At 34.8% G+C, this 17,379-nt stretch carries 12 protein-coding genes; 5 read left to right on the forward strand and 7 right to left on the reverse strand.

Annotated features, from left to right (window positions below; all coding sequences use genetic code 11):
- Positions 1 to 151 precede the first annotated feature (151 nt).
- The 6 genes from uvrA to AA089_RS09595 form a co-directional block, all read right to left on the reverse strand.
- Positions 152 to 2,986, reverse strand: coding sequence for an excinuclease ABC subunit UvrA (gene uvrA / locus AA089_RS09565; protein ID WP_046756722.1), 2,835 nt, complete (start codon positions 2,984 to 2,986; stop codon positions 152 to 154).
- Between the two features lie 428 nt (positions 2,987 to 3,414).
- Positions 3,415 to 3,882 carry a hypothetical protein gene (locus AA089_RS09575; RefSeq protein WP_046756724.1) on the reverse strand — a complete coding sequence of 156 codons (468 nt, stop codon included), beginning with the start codon at positions 3,880 to 3,882 and terminating at the stop codon, positions 3,415 to 3,417.
- 63 nt (positions 3,883 to 3,945) lie between these two features.
- On the reverse strand, positions 3,946 to 4,335 hold the full coding sequence (locus AA089_RS09580) for a hypothetical protein (RefSeq protein WP_046756725.1): 390 nt from the start codon (positions 4,333 to 4,335) through the stop codon (positions 3,946 to 3,948).
- Positions 4,336 to 4,770: 435 nt separating this feature from the next.
- Positions 4,771 to 7,488, reverse strand: coding sequence for a zinc-dependent metalloprotease (locus tag AA089_RS09585; RefSeq protein ID WP_053002304.1), 2,718 nt, complete (start codon positions 7,486 to 7,488; stop codon positions 4,771 to 4,773).
- 123 nt (positions 7,489 to 7,611) lie between these two features.
- Entirely contained in the window at positions 7,612 to 8,322 is a 711-nt protein-coding gene (locus tag AA089_RS09590; RefSeq protein WP_046756726.1) for a hypothetical protein, read from the reverse strand.
- Positions 8,323 to 8,347: 25 nt separating this feature from the next.
- Positions 8,348 to 9,262, reverse strand: a complete 915-nt coding sequence (locus AA089_RS09595) for a DUF4846 domain-containing protein (protein ID WP_241479986.1) — start codon at positions 9,260 to 9,262, stop codon at positions 8,348 to 8,350.
- Between the two features lie 65 nt (positions 9,263 to 9,327).
- Between AA089_RS09595 and AA089_RS09600 the strand changes: the two genes are divergently transcribed.
- Positions 9,328 to 9,852, forward strand: coding sequence for a hypothetical protein (locus tag AA089_RS09600; protein WP_046756727.1), 525 nt, complete (start codon positions 9,328 to 9,330; stop codon positions 9,850 to 9,852).
- Positions 9,853 to 10,040: 188 nt separating this feature from the next.
- Here AA089_RS09600 and AA089_RS09605 read toward each other — a convergent pair whose 3' ends face one another.
- Positions 10,041 to 10,553 (reverse strand): fasciclin domain-containing protein, encoded by a 513-nt coding sequence (locus tag AA089_RS09605; RefSeq protein ID WP_064972217.1) that lies wholly within the window; start codon positions 10,551 to 10,553, stop codon positions 10,041 to 10,043.
- A gap of 131 nt (positions 10,554 to 10,684) precedes the next feature.
- On the opposite strand from AA089_RS09605, the gene AA089_RS09610 reads away from it, so the two are divergent.
- From AA089_RS09610 to AA089_RS09625, 4 genes are all read left to right on the forward strand, one after another.
- Positions 10,685 to 11,266 carry an RNA polymerase sigma factor gene (locus AA089_RS09610; protein ID WP_241479987.1) on the forward strand — a complete coding sequence of 194 codons (582 nt, stop codon included), beginning with the start codon at positions 10,685 to 10,687 and terminating at the stop codon, positions 11,264 to 11,266.
- Entirely contained in the window at positions 11,263 to 12,069 is an 807-nt protein-coding gene (locus AA089_RS09615) for an anti-sigma factor (RefSeq protein ID WP_046756729.1), read from the forward strand. Before AA089_RS09610 ends, AA089_RS09615 begins: the two co-directional genes overlap by 4 nt.
- A gap of 230 nt (positions 12,070 to 12,299) precedes the next feature.
- Complete coding sequence (locus tag AA089_RS23640) at positions 12,300 to 15,251, forward strand: DUF7619 domain-containing protein (RefSeq protein ID WP_162200431.1); 2,952 nt, start codon at positions 12,300 to 12,302, stop codon at positions 15,249 to 15,251.
- 174 nt (positions 15,252 to 15,425) lie between these two features.
- A complete protein-coding gene (locus AA089_RS09625; protein WP_156168962.1) occupies positions 15,426 to 17,378 on the forward strand; it encodes a tetratricopeptide repeat-containing sensor histidine kinase in 1,953 nt (650 codons plus the stop codon).
- Position 17,379: the final 1 nt, after the last annotated feature.

Consider the following 17,379-nt stretch of genomic DNA (forward strand, 5'->3'; position numbering starts at 1 on the left):
GTATCGAACTAAATTTTTTACATCGAACTCAGGTTAACTAACACTTGCAAAATTGCACTTGTATCACAAAAATAGAAAATTTAAGTTTCTGAACTGTTAAATACGCTTGATGAACTGTTTATTGAACAGCATAGTACGTGTTTTTATTCAATTATTCCAATTCCTTCTTCAAGAAACGTGCGGTATGACTCGTTTTGTGTTTGGCAACTTCTTCCGGAGTTCCTTTTGTGACCACTTGTCCGCCACCTTTTCCACCTTCATAACCAATATCAATGATGTAATCTGTCATTTTAATCACGTCCATATTGTGCTCAATAACGACAATGGTATTTCCTTTGTCAACGAGTTTGTTTAGTACTTCCATTAAGACACGAATGTCTTCAAAATGCAGTCCCGTTGTAGGTTCGTCTAAAATATAGAACGTATTTCCTGTATCTCGTTTAGAAAGTTCAGTTGCTAGTTTGATACGTTGTGCTTCACCACCAGAAAGTGTGGTACTTTGTTGCCCAAGTGTAATGTAACCCAAACCAACATCTTTAATGGTTTTGAGTTTTCGGTAGATTTTCGGAATGTGTTCAAAGAACGTAACCGCTTCATTCATCGTCATGTTGAGTACATCTGAGATCGATTTCCCTTTGTAGCGAATTTCTAAAGTTTCACGGTTAAAACGTTTTCCGTTGCAGGTTTCACATTCTACATAGACATCTGGTAAGAAGTTCATTTCTATCACACGCAATCCACCACCTTGACAGGTTTCACAGCGTCCGCCTTTTACATTGAAGCTAAATCGTCCAGGTTTGTACCCGCGAATCATTGCTTCGGGCGTTTTTGCATAAAGACTACGGATTTCGCTAAAAACTCCCGTATACGTCGCAGGATTCGATCGTGGTGTACGACCAATTGGCGATTGATTGATATCGATTACTTTGTCAATATGCTCTAAACCTTTGATGCTTTTGTACGGCATTGGCTCTTTTACGGCATTGAAAAAATGTGCGTTTAGAATAGGGTAGAGCGTTTCATTGACTAAGGTCGATTTTCCACTTCCTGAAACTCCTGTAACGCCAATCATTTTCCCTAATGGAAATTCTACAGACACATTTTTTAAATTGTTTCCTGTAGCACCTTTTAGGATTAGTTTTTTACCGTTTCCTTTTCTACGTTTTTTAGGAACTGCAATTTCTTTGTTTCCGTTTAAGTATGCAGCGGTCAGTGTATCGTGTGTGAGTAATTCTTTTGGCGTTCCTTCTGAAATGATTTCGCCACCATGTCGTCCTGCATGTGGACCAATATCAATAACGTGATCGGCGCGTTCAATCATGTCTTTGTCATGTTCTACGACGATGACAGAGTTTCCAATGTCGCGTAAAGATTCAAGCGAATTGATTAGTTTTTCATTGTCGCGTTGGTGCAAACCGATACTTGGTTCATCTAATATGTATAAGACACCAACCAATTGCGAACCAATTTGTGTTGCCAAGCGAATACGTTGTGCTTCGCCACCCGAAAGTGATTTTGAACTTCTGTTTAATGCAAGATAATTTAGACCTACATCTAATAAAAAGCGCAATCGGGTTGAAATTTCTTTGACAACTTCTGTGGCAATTTTTTGTTGTTTTTCGGTAAGATTGTTTTTTAAATCATCAAACCAAGCCGCTAATTCTACGACATCCATGTTTGCCAATTCGGCAATATTTTTTTTATGTACTTTGAAGTATAACGATTCTTTGCGTAAGCGCGATCCTCCACATTCGGAACAATCGACTTTGTCCATATAGTTTTTTGCCCAACGTTTGATGGAAGAAGAATCGCTTTCTTCGTACTGACTTTTGATGAAACTTACGATTCCTTCAAAATCAATTTTATAATCGCGTGTAACGCCTAAAGTTTTGCTAACTACTGAGAATTTTTCGTTTCCACCGTGAAGAATTACGTCCATCGCTTCTTTTGGAATGTCTTTGATAGGATCGCTTATTTTAAATTCGTAGCGTTCTGCGATGATTTCTAATTGCTTGAAAATCCATGACTTTTTATAATCGCCCAAAGGCGCAATTCCACCAGCTTTTATCGTTGCTTTCGCATCAGGAATTACCTTTGCGCTGTTGACTTCATATAATGTTCCCAATCCGTTACAGTTGGGACACATTCCTTTTGGAGAGTTGAATGAAAACGTGTTTGGTTCAGGATTTGGATAGGAAATTCCCGAAGACGGACACATGAGGTTCCGACTGAAATAACGTGCTTCTTTTGGTGCGTCTTGATCAATAACCATGAGTACATCATCGCCGTGATACATGGCAGTTTTGATGGTTTCTGTGAGACGTTTGTCGTTATCAACATCATCTTCAATTTTTAGACGATCAATTACAATTTCAATGTCGTGTGTTTTGTAACGATCGAGTCGCATTCCTTTTTCAATATCGAGAATTACGCCATCGACACGCACTTTGACAAAGCCTTGTTTAGCAATGTTTTCAAATAATTCACGGTAATGTCCTTTACGCGAACGAATGATAGGAGCGAGCACATTGACACGTTTTCCTTTGAAATCGTTTAGAATTAGGTTTTTGATTTGCTCATCACTGTAACTGACCATTTTCTCGCCTGAATTGAAACTGTACGCATCGGAAGCTCTAGCAAATAGTAATCGAAGAAAATCGTAGATTTCCGTAATGGTTCCTACCGTAGAACGTGGACTTTTACTCGTCGTTTTTTGTTCGATAGCAATTACGGGCGATAACCCATCAATTTTGTCTACATCTGGTCGTTCTAAACCGCCTAAGAATTGTCGCGCATACGCAGAAAACGTTTCTATATATCTTCGTTGTCCTTCTGCATAAATGGTATCAAAAGCGAGTGATGATTTTCCACTTCCTGAAAGTCCTGTAATTACGACTAGTTTTTCTCTAGGAATCGTAACATCGATATCTTTTAGGTTGTGTACTCTAGCACCTTGAACTTCTATATTTTCTTCGTAATTCGTCATAGTTTTTCGCAAAAGTGCAAAGGTACGAATTTTGGAATCAGTTATAAAGCTAGTTTAATTGTTATTAATGAGAATTATTATAAATATTTTGATATATCATACATAGACAAGTTTTCAAAATAGCGATACCTTATTTGTAATCGACTTTTTTAATCAAAATGTCACTAACGTGTTTATTGCAATTCCGATGATAAATATTGCTAGGATGAGCAAGTATCCATGTTTACTTTTTAGTTTTTGCATACATACTAATGCGCCAATAGTGAAACTAACGATACTTAAGAAAATAAAAAGAAATAAGCACCAAGTTGGATACGTGAAGAAGAAAAGAATATTTGAACAATTGTATAAATACAATAGTTTACCAAAATGCCAAATCCAAAATAGCGATCCCAGCATTTGAATGGTTCCATGTATATAAGCACTTTTCATTGTATTGCTTTCCACTCTTTTTCAATTTTAGTTAGTTTTATGAGATAAGGAATTAAAAGTACTAACTCTAATCGGAAAGTAAAGCCAACATTTTCTTGCAAATACGGAATGACACACATTGAAATGATACACACAATTATACCAATGATGGCATCTATTTTTCCAACTTTGATGGCAATATCTTTTTCAAACCAAAGTGTATATGCGGTAAAACCTTTGAAAATTCCAATGGCAATTATGAAAATTCCAATTACGGAAAACGGCTCGTTGGTTTCAAAACCATAAATGGCTAAACTGGCATTGATGCCTATAAATATTCCTATGAGAGATAGTGCCGCAAGAAAACCAAATAACATAAAAATCCAACAGAAAACCTTAATCCACCAAGGAAGCAATTGTATTCTACGTTTGTCGCTTTTTTCAAATTCATCAAATGAATTTTTAGATATTTTTTGATGTTTCATAGTTTAATTTTTTATTGAAAGATAGTTGGAGTTTTTTATGATGAAGAAATAATATGTAGAATTTTATTTTTTGTCAGACAACAACGGTTTTCTAAAAAACGCTTTCCAAATTAAAATTATATAAATCACAATTGGAATCAATACACAAACAATCACAGAAGAAGCTACATAAGTACTTCCAAAGTTATTAAATGCGTTTAAGAAATCTACTGATTTTTGAAAGAGCCAATTACAAAAGCTTGTAAAATTGGGAATGAATAGGAGTGAAGCAATGATGCAAAGCACGAATACGATGGTCAGTTTTCGTTGTTGGTATATTTTGTCAATGAGTACTATCCACGACAGTGGAATGATGATAAACCATATAATAATGTTGATTTCTTTATACGTATAACCCGTACTGTTGGCGATTGCCATAAGTATTTGATAGGTATATTCGAATATGGTTTGCATTGTGCTTTTTTGGAAATAACTAATTTTAACGTCAGTAGAATATAATTAATTCAATTCATATTTATAATTTAGTTTAGAAACTCTTTAGTAAAAATCACATTTTCTGTTTGTTATTTTCATTTTCTTTGCTTTCCCAAAGAAAAGAAACAAAAGAAAGGGAACTTTTCCGGAGGTATTTTTAGTTTTTCTTTCTGAAAAAAACTAAAACCGCATGAATTTCCCTAAATTTTTTCCAAGGCTTCAAAAATTCTTAACGGAAAATCCCTGCTATACTTCGGAAAAGAAAAGTATCAAACTAAATTTTCACATCGAATTCATGTTATTTTATGAAGTGTTCTAAACTTTTGATTTCTAATTGAAAAGTTGAAATTACTTCTATATAAAAAAACTCCGAAACAAACGTTTCGGAGTTTTTAGTATGTTTATGAAATATGATTATTCAACAATCAATTTCTTCGTTACTGTTTTGTCTTGATCAGTTACTGTAATTAAATACATACCTGAGCTTACATTTTTTAAAGAGATGTTTTCTTTAAATGTAGCTGTAGCATTGTAGTTTTGATTCATAACTAATCTTCCAGAGATATCGTGTACGGCTACATCAATATCTTGTCCAGATTGAGAGTTAAATGATAAAGAGAATTCTCCTTTGTTTGGGTTTGGATATAAAGAGAAGTTTTCTAAAGCAAATTCTTCGTTACTTAATACAATGGTTGTAGAAGTAGTACAAAGCTCAACAGACCATTCGTTTACAGTTCCCATGTCTCCGTTATAGAAATCTACAAATACTAAGTTCCAAACTCCAGAAGGATCATTTCCTGTAAATCCAGTCATAGGATTTGCTGGAGCGTATGTTCCAACTGTTGGAGAAGCACACATAAGTGCTGGTTCTCCGTCTCTAAACGTTACATCAAGGTTTCCAAACTGAGCAGAGTTACAGCTTCTAGACCATATGTTTGAGAATCCTCCACCGTTTGGTGATTGTAATTGCATAATTAAATCTCCAATGTATGAGTGCGTTACGTCAGCTCTTACTCTAATATCACTTATAGGATTACTTTCAGTGACTGTTACAGGAATAAATACAGGAGTTCCTTGTGCGTTAGGACCTGCACCATCAGGAATTGCTGTTGAAATTGGTCCTGTTGTATACGTGTTACAAACAGTATTATCTGTTACTGTTGCTCCAACTGAGAATGAACTTGAAATTGCAAAGAAAATATTTCCAACTGCTTCAATTTTAATTCTACAATATGGCTCAAATACAGTTGGGAATGTGATTGACTCAGATCCGTCGTTTGCTGTGTTTGCAGCAAGTGTTGTTGGGAATGTCAATCCTCCATCTGTAGAAAATAAAATATTTACATTAGAAGTGTTGATTCCGTTTGCTGTTGTTCCAGCAACATCCCAAGTTATTGTTGTTGCTGATCCAGAAGGGAAACTTTCGTTTGTTGTCGTTTGAGAAGTTAATCTAAATGGCCCAGTATTTGCCAAGGTAACTCTCATGTCATCTCTGTTGGTTTGTCCACCATTTGGTGTTCCATTATCTCTAACAGTTAGACTAAAATTCATATTTCTAGCTACGTTTGGCATAACTTCCCAAGCAGGAGTTAAGTTTCCGTCTAGAATATCACTTAATTGTGGAAATGTACGATCTCCAGTGGTCACAGGAGAGTATGATCTAAATTGTGGATCCGTTGTGCTTGTAGTGTTTGGTACACCTGCAACAACACCAACATCTACTTGTTCCCAGCAGTATGATAAGGTAGTTCCATCAGGATCTGTAGCAGTTCCTGTTAATGTGAAAGCAGTTCCATAAGGAATTGTATAATCTGTACCAGCATTTACAGTTGGTGCTGTGTTTCCGTTTCCAGTATTTGTAGAACATACAGGGTTTGTTGTAATTCTAGCCCACATGTTGTCAATACTAATTGCATGGAAGTGATCGTCACTATTGTTTTGTACGTTGTCTGAACCACAAATTCCAGCATATGCCATAATTGTTGTTCCACTACCAGGTTCTACCGCAGTTGAAGCACTTCTGTTTCCTCCAGAGCAGTTTCCTTGACTTCCGTTGAATGTATGTGGCGCTCCAAATTGGTGTCCCATTTCGTGTGCTACGAAGTCAATATCAAAAGGATCTCCTACAGGATTTGGTGAACCTGTAACTCCTCTTGCTTTTGCATTACTGAAACAAATTCCTCCTAAAGAAGCCAAACCACCACCACCAGTAGTGAATACGTGTCCAATATCGTAGTTTGCTGTACCAATGTTAGCATCTACGATAGCTTGGTTTTCAACTATTAATGCATTTGCATTGTCATCCGTATAACCATCATTTTCAGCTAAGAAGATAATGCTTGTATTGTCTACTAACGTCATTGTTAATGACATGTCTCTTTCGAAAACAGCATTCACTCTTGTCATTGATACGTTCATAGCAGCTAAAACAGTCGCTCTTTTTACAGCGTCAGTTGCAGCAGCTTGTCCAGCAGCGTTGATGTGATAGTTAGCATATTCTTGTGTACATGCCAATGCTAAACGGAAGGTTCTTAATGTTCCATCGTTTGCATTTTCAGGTGTGAACGCTGTATCTGGTTCAAATCTGTTTGCACTATCATCTACTTCACATTTAGCTTGTTCTGCCAAACTATCATATGCATATAAGTTGTCTTTTGCATACATAACGTAAGTACGTAAGTCTGTCGTCATTGGATCAATGTAGAAGGTTCTACCAATGGTATGAACCGTTGCATGAAATCCAAAGATTGTTGTAGAAAAACGAATGATTGTTCCTGAATTTTCTCTACTCACCGCGACATATGATTGAATGTCTGGATAATTTGCCGCAAATTCACGTTCTAATACAGAAGCATTGTATACTTCAAAAGTTTCCATTTTTCCATCTGCAACAGGAAATTGTACTGTAATTTCAGAAGGAATGTTTAATTCTCTATCTGGAGCATCTGCCAATACTTGTTTTAGTGTATTTAAGTCTAAATTAAATAGATCATACGCTATTGGTGTAGAGTTTCTTTCCAATAATTCAGCTTGTTGAATTTTTGTTTCATCCGTTGGGTACCAAAGAGATCGCCCTTGTGAAAAACCAATTAAGGGAAGTAATAGTAATATAAAAAAGTAATTCTTTCTCATAATTATAAGATTGATTTTAGTTTAATAAAAGTGTGGTAAAGTTAATTCTTTTTTTAAAATACAATATATAAGATGTAACAAATCTGTGAAAAATCTGTTAAAATTTAACAGATTGTTAGTGAATTAGTTCCAAGCTTTTACATTTTTCATTGGAATGTCCATAAATATGATAGTGTGCGTGTTAGGCAATGAAATGCCACTTTCTGTAGTTTGCCAGTTTTCCCACGAAGCATATAATCCACCAATGGGAATGATACGTACCCACATTTTGTAACCTTTTGGTCTTTTATTTTCATCAAGAATCCATAGATATGAATCGCCAGGTGTAGTACCGCCACTTTTGTAGGTTACTAATAATCCTTTTTCGTTATTTTCTAGAGAAACAATACTTCTTTGTACACCTTCATCAAAGACTTTGTGTGGTGCTACAAGCCAAAAAGAGTCATTGTTAAAGTATGAAAGTGCGGTTTCAATGTATGTTGATGCTTTTTCAGAATCGACTTTTGTTCCAGCTACAGTTACGGTACTTGATTGCGTGTCTTTTAAGTGTAAATTAACTTTGACATTGCTCCAAGAAACATCCACCTTGTGTTGATCTTTATCCCATACATAGTGATGTCCGCCAGGAAATGTCCAACTGAGGTAGCGTGTGTTTTTATATTTTTCATGTTGTACAGCTTCAAGCATTTCGGTAGCTAATGCATCTGCTTCAGCTCCTGAAACACCTTCAGGTATTGGTTCGTTATATTTAAAGTAAACAAATGCAAATAACAATAGTAGGATAACAAAAACAGCCAGTATGCCTTTTCCTATGATTTTCAATAGTTTTTTCATTGATTTTGGGTGCAGTTTTTATGAATTATTCTTTAAATCGACGTAAATCAGTACTTTCAAACGTCCATTCAGGTGTGTAAATGGTTCCTGATTTAGCGATATACCACGGACTGATTTGTGTATTGTTTCTGTTGACTAAGATTTGTGTTTCTTGCGCAGGCATGTAACTTTGAGCGATCATGAATATTTTTTCTCCTTGTTCATTTTTTGCCACATCTACAACAATGACGGCATGTCCAAACGGATTTCCTTGTTGAATAAATACATCGCCGACTTGTATATTTTTGATGTCGTCAACTTTTGCCAATTCTTTTCGCAACGAAGCTGTGTTTGCATAGGCAAAGATATAATTCATGTATTTTCGAAATTTTTTATATGAATGGTCGCCTTTTGCGTAGTTTTTGAAATAGCGCGGTTTTCCATCCGATAGAAAGTTGAAATGAATATCGTTTAATCGCTGTTGCGAGAATAAATATTCGCCACGTAAACGCATGACTGCATCGGCACATTGTTGTAAATCGCGTGTACCAATTTCCATATCGACCACAGAAATATATACGTTGTTATTGTACTTTTCACTACCGTCAAAGTATTTTACAGAACTGTTGAAGGGTTTTAGCGGAAGCTTCCGTAAGTATGTACCAAACTGAGTTGCTTCAAGTGGAATTCTAGTGAAACCTTTAGGAGTCATAAAACGTTCTTGAATCGTTGTTCCTTTAGGATGTATCAAGTTTTCTACCTCCACAACTTCTTCTTGTACAATTAATTCACTTGTAGTTGTTGAAGTCTTTTTTTGATTATTCACGCAAGCACAACATAGTACACTTAGCAAAAGAAAAAATGCTGTATTTTTTATCGAATGTATTGTCAAATTTCGCAATGGATGTTTATTTTTACTCAATGATTTGTATGTGATGTATACATTGTGAATGTATTCCATGTTTTAAATCTACAAAATAATAGAGTCAATTAATAATAGTATACAATTTATAACTATAAAAAAGAATGAATATTTTAGGAATAAGTTCAAGAATTAAGCATCCAACATACGGATTGGGTGTAGTAACCAATGTAACTTCAAAGCATTATTGGGTAACTTTTATTGAAAATGGTCTGGAAACGATTGATATTGATAGCGATTTTGAAGTAATAGAAGCTGTTGAAGACGAAGTGGATAGTGTCAGTTTTTATGAAGTAGAAAATGTGTTGCGAAATTTGCTAAAAAAGTGGTCAGATGTATCTGAAATTGTTCCTATTGCTGACAAATGGAAAGGCGGAACGCTGATTTTGGAACCTGGCGACACCAACTTAAAAGGCAAAGAAATGCCTATTGACGGCTTTTTTCATAAAATTGTAATGGTGCGTGATCGGATTCGCGTGATGGAACAAAAGATTAATTCGAGTAATTTGGACGAACAAGAAAAGATAGATTTGCAACAGTATATTACACGTATGTATGGAAGTTTAACCACGTTTAATGTATTGTTTAAGAACAAGTCGCAGCAATTTGTGGGTGCTCGTTCGAAATAGTAATTTTGGTTTATGAGTTTATAAAATTTGTCAACCTGTTGATTAGTTTTCCACAATCTGTCACATCGAGCGCAGTTGAGATGCAACACATAACAGCCGAAAATTTAAAATCCCAACTCTCAAACAATAAAAAAGGAACGATTTTCATTGAAAACCGTTCCTTCTTTCATAAAACTAACCAACACTAATTATGGCATCACGACACTGTCGATAACGTGGATTACTCCATTACTAGCCATCACATCTGTACTAGATATCATGCTGTAATTACCGTTAGCATCTTGCAACCAAATTCCTTTGTCGTTTTGTACAACTGTAATTTTTTCTCCACTAAGCGTTGTTAGTGTCACTTTTCCTTTTCCTTTTTTCAAAGCAGCAACTACATCTTTTGCAGTTAATTTTCCCTTGATAACGTGGTATGTTAATATGCTTGTTAGTTTTGATTTGTTTTCAGGCTTCAATAAAGCTCCTAACGTATTTTTGTCAATTTTAGCAAATGCTGCATTTGTTGGAGCAAAAACTGTAAATGGTCCTTCTCCTTTTAATGCATCTACTAATCCGGCAGCTTTTACAGCCGTTACTAATGTTGAAAAACTTTTATTTGAAGCAGCAACATCTACAATGTCTTGGTTTTGTGCATTCATGTTTACTGTAAATAATAAAACGACTGCAGTTGTGATTGTTAAGAATAATTTTTTCATAATTTTTTTCTTTATAGTTTTTAGATTTTTTATTTAACGTTTAACTTTTTTTGTGAATTCTTAAACGCTTTCAAAATTATATACACAAGTTTTTAGCGTTTGGATGAGTTAGGTCGATTTTTTTTTTAATTTTGAGAAGATTTATTTTTCAAGTGAACAACGAAACCTTATTTATTGATCGATTTAAAAATCGCGACGAAGCCGCTTTGTCAAAGCTATACGACAAATATTCGGGAGCTATTTATGGAGTCATCATACGCATGTGTAGAAATGAGGTAGTTGCACAAGAAATTTTGCAAGAAACTTTTATGAAGGCTTGGGATAAATCGCACTTATATGATGCATCTAAAGGAAAATTTTATACTTGGTTGTATAGAATTGCTCGAAATACCACATTAAATTTTTTAAGAAAAGATGATAAACTCATCCAAACAGAAGATTTAAGTGTATATAAAGATGAAGAAGAAAGTGTAGCATACGATAGCGAATTGCATATAGAATTAAAAGGCGCACTTTCCAAATTAGAGGTACATCATCAAAAAGCCCTACAATTAGTATATTTTAACGGACTTACGCACAAAGAAGCACATGAAGAAATGGGCGTTCCTTTAGGAACTTTTAAATCATATGTGCGACAAGCGGTTGAAAAATTGCGCTTGGTGTATGCGAAAGAATTATTATTGTTGATTTGTCTTATTGAATTATTGACATGAAAGATAGAAATGCGATCATAGAAAGCGGAATGCTAGAACAGTACTTTTTAGGTATTTTACCTGAAAAGGATACGGCTATGCTTGAAAAAATGTTAGCAAATGATGAAGAGTTCGTAACGCAATTTGCTACTGTAGAACAAGATTTTGAAACTATTGCCTTTGAAAATGCTGTGCAACCGCCAAGTTTGGTCAAAGAGAATTTATTGAAAGCCATTCAACAAACTACACAACAAGATTCTAAAGTGAAAACACTTCCTAAAGAGATAACTCAACAATCTTCGCGTGGAACTACACAAACATTTTTGTGGATTGCTGCAGGATTGGCTGCAATTTTTATGATAAGTTCCTTGTGGATGTTCACGCAATGGAACACTACTCAGAACGATTTGCAAATTACACAACAAGAATTACAAACCATAAAAGATCAAATAGACAGCTTGCAAGGAAACTTAAAAGAAGCTGAACTATTAGCAGCCGTAGTAAAAGATCCAAATACACTACAATACGCGTTAAAAGGAAATGATAAAATTCCTAACGGATTTGCTACAGCTTACATAAATCATGAAGATAAATCTGCTATCGTAAATGTAGAAAAGCTTCCTGAGTTGTCTTCCGACAAAACCTATCAAATGTGGGCAGATGTAGAAGGCGAAATGATCAATATGGGAATCATCGACAAAAGCAAAGATGTGGTTGTTCTACAATATATTGACGAAGCTACTTCGCTTAACATTACTATTGAACCAGCTGGCGGAAGCGATCATGCTACCGTATCACAATTGGTAACCAATGTGTACTTGTAAGAATACCTTACTATCCTTTTTATAAATTCCGAATGCATTTTAGTAAAACTCTTTATTTTCTATATTTAAAAAAGTAATTTCTGTTTATATTTACTGTCTAATTACACCGAAATAACATTAAAACCATGAAAATAAAATTACTAGGATGTTTCCTATTGTTTGTTTTTTCGTTAAGTCATGCGAATAAACGAACAGATCTTTCTTCAAAGAAAAAAACAACAACCAAATATATGCCAGTTGTATCCATTGACAACGTAACAGTTACTGAGGATCAAGGTTCGGCATTTATTTCTGTAGAACTTGATGTAGTTGATACCGTTGATACTGTAATAAGCATTGCTACAGTTGCAAATACAGCAACAGATCCAGATGATTATACAACGACAATATTTACGGCAACCATTCCAGCAGGACAATTAGGTGTATCATTTTCAGTTCCAATTACGGATGATTCTATCGGAGAACCTACAGAAAATTTCTTTGTAAATGGTACCGTTACTAGTGGAAATACTACAAATACAAATCCTTCAGGAATTGTAACTATTGGAGCAAATGATACTCCCTTTTTTAATGTGCAAGATCAAACAGTACAAGAATTAGATGGAGCAGCGTCAATACAAATTTCCTTATCGAATCCAAGTAGTCAAGATACATTTTTTGATATAATGACTATAAATAATACTGCTGTAAGTCCAGTTGATTACACCGCTGTCAACGATACAGGAATCGTTCTGTCTGCTGGACTCACAAGCTTTTCTTATTCAATTCCAATTGTTTCAGACACAGCTGTTGAAGTTACCGAAGATTTTAGTGTCAATGTAACTGCAACTAGTGGAAATACGGCTAATACTTATGAATCAGGAACTATTACCATCATTGATGATGATACTTCTACATTTTTTGTGAATGATGTGACGATTGCTGAAGATGACGGATCTGCTATTGTTACTGTCGGTGTCTCAAATCCTAATCCTGTAGAAACAACGATACAAATAAATACTGTTGATAACTCTGCTGTTCATCCAAATGATTACACTTCTTTATCAATTACAACAACACTTGCTCCTTTTCAAACGACAACAACTTTTTCAATTCCTATTACAGACGACAACATAGGAGAAGCTACAGAAGATTTTTCTGTAAATGCTACAGTTACCAGTGGAAATACATCCAACTCTTCAGATTCTGCAACGATCACGATTATAGATAATGACGATGTAGAATTGATAATTGATGACATTACAGTTTTAGAAAATGATGGAACTATTATGATTCCAATTACTATTAGTGCACAAAGTGTTGTAGATACCACAATAAACATTACAACCACAAACGATACAGCAACGGATTCGGACGATTATACTTCGGTAATGACTACGGTAACGATTCCTGCGTTACAAAGTACTACCAATATAACCATTTCACTTACGGATGATGATGTTTTTGAAGCTCCAGAAACATTTACAGTACAAGGAATCGTTATATCAGGAAATACCATAAATAGTTCAGACACAGCAACAATTACGATCAATGACGATGGAAGTTGTGGAAGCGGAACTGTTGGCGCTCCTTGTGATGACGGAAATCCTGCAACACTATCCGATTTTATAGATGAAAACTGCAATTGCGTTGGAGAAGCTGTTGAAGATATTGATGGCGACGGAATATCTAATGGTCAAGAAACGCTACTTGGAACCGATTACAACAATCCGTGCGATCCTGTCCAGAATATTGGTTACACAGGATATGACGCTGACAATTCAGTATGGCAAACCGCCAATTGTGATAACGATGACATCAATAATGCCTTAGAAGTTGTTTTAGGTTCTGATCCGTACGATACAAACTATAATACAATTGCAGGAAATATTTCCTATGATGTAAATGCAGACGGCTGTAATGGAGTTGATGATGTTGTTTTTCCTTTTACGAGTGTTATCATTGATGATGGATCAAACACAAGAACAAGATTTACAGACACTGCTGGCGACTATTCATACATAACAACTACAGGAAATTTCACGATAACACCAAATCTAGAAAATCCAACATTTTTTACAATAACGCCTGCAAATGCTACGACAAATTTCTCAACGATAAACAATAGTGTATTTACACAAGATTTTTGTATCACAAATAGCGGAACAAATCCAGATATAGAAATTGTCATCGCTCCTGTAGATTTTGCACGTCCTGGTTTTGATGCTGTATACTTAATTACCTATAAAAACAAAGGAAACGAAATTGTTTCTGGCGATATCAGTTTTACCTATGACGATACAATTACAAGTTTTGTCAGTGCTACAGAAATGCCAAGTTCGCAAACAGCTGGTGTAGTCAATTGGAACTACACTAATTTAGTTCCTTTTGAAAGTAGAAACTTTTATGTAGTCTTAAATGTAAATCCACCAACGGCAACGCAACCAGTAAATATTGGCGATCAATTGGTATTTACAGCAACAATAAATCCTATCACGGGAGATATTTTTCCAAATGACAATCAGTTTACATATACACAAACAGTTGTAGGTTCGTATGATCCAAATGATATCACTTGCGTGGAAGGAAATTTTGTAGATCCAAACGAAATTGGAGAATATTTGCACTATATCATCAACTTTGAAAATACAGGAAACTTCTTTGCTCAAAATATAGTCGTTGAAATGCAAGTTGATCCTACACAATTTAACATAGCAACAATGCGAATGCTAAGTAGTTCACACGATGCCAATGTTAGCATTACAGGAAATGAAGTACGCTTTATTTTTCAAGACATTCTATTGGATGCTGGAGGACAAGGAAACATTCTCTTAAAAATGCGCTCGCAAAATACGCTTGTTGAAGACGATGTTGTAAGCAATGAAGCCAATATATTCTTCGATTACAATTTCCCGATTCAAACCAATACGGAAACAACGGCTTTTACTTTGAGTACGGAAGCAGTTCGTTTTCAAGCTGCGATACAGATCTATCCAAATCCAACAAAAGATGCCGTATATATTTCTGCAAACAAACAGATTAAAAGCATAGAGTTGTATGATATACAAGGAAGAATCTTAACACAAGAAAACTACAATTCCAACACGATACATTTTAACATGTCTACTGAAACGGTAGGTGTTTATTTCTTGAAGATAAAAACTGAAAAAGGAGTGCAAACTCAGAAAATTATTAAAATGTAACCTTTTATTTGGTTCAACAATTGTCAAAAAAGATCAACCGTTGCGTTGGTCTTTTCTGTTTTTGGGACTGTTTTGCTTCTAATTTTTCAAATTCTAAGTCAAATCCCTCAAATTCTAATTAACGAAGTATTTACGTAATCTAAATAGTATATTTGGATATCAAATCAACTCATTTTGAAAATAAAAATATTCATAGTTGCCGTTTTATGTGTGTTGACACAAGTTGTTTCGCAAAACAAAGTAACCGATAGTTTGCTACAAGTAATTGCCAATACAAAAGATGAAAAGGAAAAACTAACGTTACTAAATGATGTTTCGAATGCATTTAAAACATCGAATGGGCAACAAGTAATTCACTACGCCGATAAAGCGCTTCAATTGGCAAAAAAGCTACAAATACCAGCAGAAGAAGGAAAAGCTTATCTCAATTTGGGCAATGGAAATATCATTTTGGGCAATTATGACACATCAGTCATGTATTTTACTAATGCAAAAAATATATTTGAACTTCAACTAGCTGAAAACAATTCGATAGAAGTCAAAAAAAACTTAGCAAGAGCTTACGGAAGTATAGGTGTTGTTTCTTCTGAGCAGAGCAATTATGCAAGCGCTTTTGAACATTATACAAAATCAATTGTCATCTACGAAGAACTGAAAGATATCAACATGCTTTCAAGACTCTATAACAATGTTGGTGTTGCGTATCAAGCACAAAAAACATATGACAAAGCGTTGGAATACTTTCAAAAAGCAAAACAAACACAACTACAACTAAACAGTGACAATGTAGGGATTACTCTAACCAATACTGCAAACTGTTACAGAAGCTTACAAAACTATGAAAAAGCCTTGTTAGCTTTCCAAGAAGCTGAAAAATATGTTCAAAGCAATCCGAGAGCGTTGGGCGAGTGGAATAACAGTATTGGCGCATATTATAAAGAAATAGCAAACGATGAAAAAGCAGTGCAATACTGGAACAAAGCTATTACAGCGTTTAACAGTATCAATGATAAATTTGGCATTGTAGATACCTACATTTATTTGGGAGAATTATACCTAGAGCAAAAACAATATCAGCAAGCAATAACAAATGCCGACAAAGCTTTGCAACTTAGCAAAGAAACAAATGTATTAGAACAAATGCGCAATGCCTCAAAAATATTGAGTGAAGTCTATGAAGCTAAAAACAATTTTACGCAAGCTTATACATATGGAAAACTATTTTGGCAGTTAAATGATTCGTTAACCAATGAAAAAAATATTCGAAAAGGGCTAGAAGCAGAAATGAATTTTGAATATAAAAAAGCGGCAAATATAGCCAGACTGCAACGCGAACATGAAGCATTTGTAAAAGCTGAAGAAGCAAAACAAACGAGAGTAAAATACATACTAATTGGCCTAAGCGTATTGTTATTGTTGGGATTAGCTTTTGTATATTACAAACGTGTTGAATTGAAAAAGCGACTAACCTTAGAAAAAGAACTGAGCGAATACGAACAAAAAGCACTGCATTTGCAAATGAATCCGCATTTTATCTTTAACTGTTTGGGTGCCATTTCTGGATTTATCATTAACAACGGAACAGATCATGCGATAAAATACTTGGCAAAATTTTCAAAATTAATGCGCTTAACGCTAGAATATTCAAAAGAATCGCTCATTCCTATTGAAAAAGAAATTGAAAGTTTGCAAAACTATTTAGAGCTGGAAAAATTGCGCTTCAACAATGCGTTTACCTATACAATTACAAAAAGTGATGCCATAGAAGACGATATGGGAATTCCTCCTTTGCTCATTCAACCACTGATAGAAAATGCCATCATGCATGGAATTATTGTCAAAAAGGAATCAGGGAATATTACGGTCAATTTTCTGGTAGAAGATAATGCAATTGTTTGTGAAGTAATTGATAATGGAATAGGAATCGAAAAATCAATTCAATCCAAAGAAAACTCTGTGCAAATTCACAAATCAATGGCACTAGATATTATAAAAAAACGATTAAAAATGATGACCAAAGTTTCCAATCGTAAAGCGAACATGATAAGTAATCAAATTAATGACAATCAGGGAAATAGTTTGGGAACCAAAGTTGTCATAACACTACCAATTCAATACATAGATTAAG

It is taken from the genome of Kordia jejudonensis (assembly GCF_001005315.1).
Lineage (GTDB): Bacteria > Bacteroidota > Bacteroidia > Flavobacteriales > Flavobacteriaceae > Kordia > Kordia jejudonensis.

Excerpts from the sequence above, each read along its gene's own strand:
- AA089_RS09580 (WP_046756725.1), bottom strand. The coding sequence starts at position 4,335 with ATGCAAACCATATTCGAATATACCTATCAAATACTTATGGCAATCGCC.
- AA089_RS09590 (WP_046756726.1), bottom strand. The coding sequence starts at position 8,322 with ATGAAAAAACTATTGAAAATCATAGGAAAAGGCATACTGGCTGTTTTT.
- AA089_RS09615 (WP_046756729.1), top strand. The coding sequence starts at position 11,263 with ATGAAAGATAGAAATGCGATCATAGAAAGCGGAATGCTAGAACAGTAC.
- AA089_RS09585 (WP_053002304.1), bottom strand. The coding sequence starts at position 7,488 with ATGAGAAAGAATTACTTTTTTATATTACTATTACTTCCCTTAATTGGT.
- AA089_RS09605 (WP_064972217.1), bottom strand. The coding sequence starts at position 10,553 with ATGAAAAAATTATTCTTAACAATCACAACTGCAGTCGTTTTATTATTT.
- uvrA (WP_046756722.1), bottom strand. The coding sequence starts at position 2,986 with ATGACGAATTACGAAGAAAATATAGAAGTTCAAGGTGCTAGAGTACAC.
- AA089_RS09600 (WP_046756727.1), top strand. The coding sequence starts at position 9,328 with ATGAATATTTTAGGAATAAGTTCAAGAATTAAGCATCCAACATACGGA.
- AA089_RS23640 (WP_162200431.1), top strand. The coding sequence starts at position 12,300 with ATGCCAGTTGTATCCATTGACAACGTAACAGTTACTGAGGATCAAGGT.
- AA089_RS09595 (WP_241479986.1), bottom strand. The coding sequence starts at position 9,262 with ATGGAATACATTCACAATGTATACATCACATACAAATCATTGAGTAAA.
- AA089_RS09575 (WP_046756724.1), bottom strand. The coding sequence starts at position 3,882 with ATGAAACATCAAAAAATATCTAAAAATTCATTTGATGAATTTGAAAAA.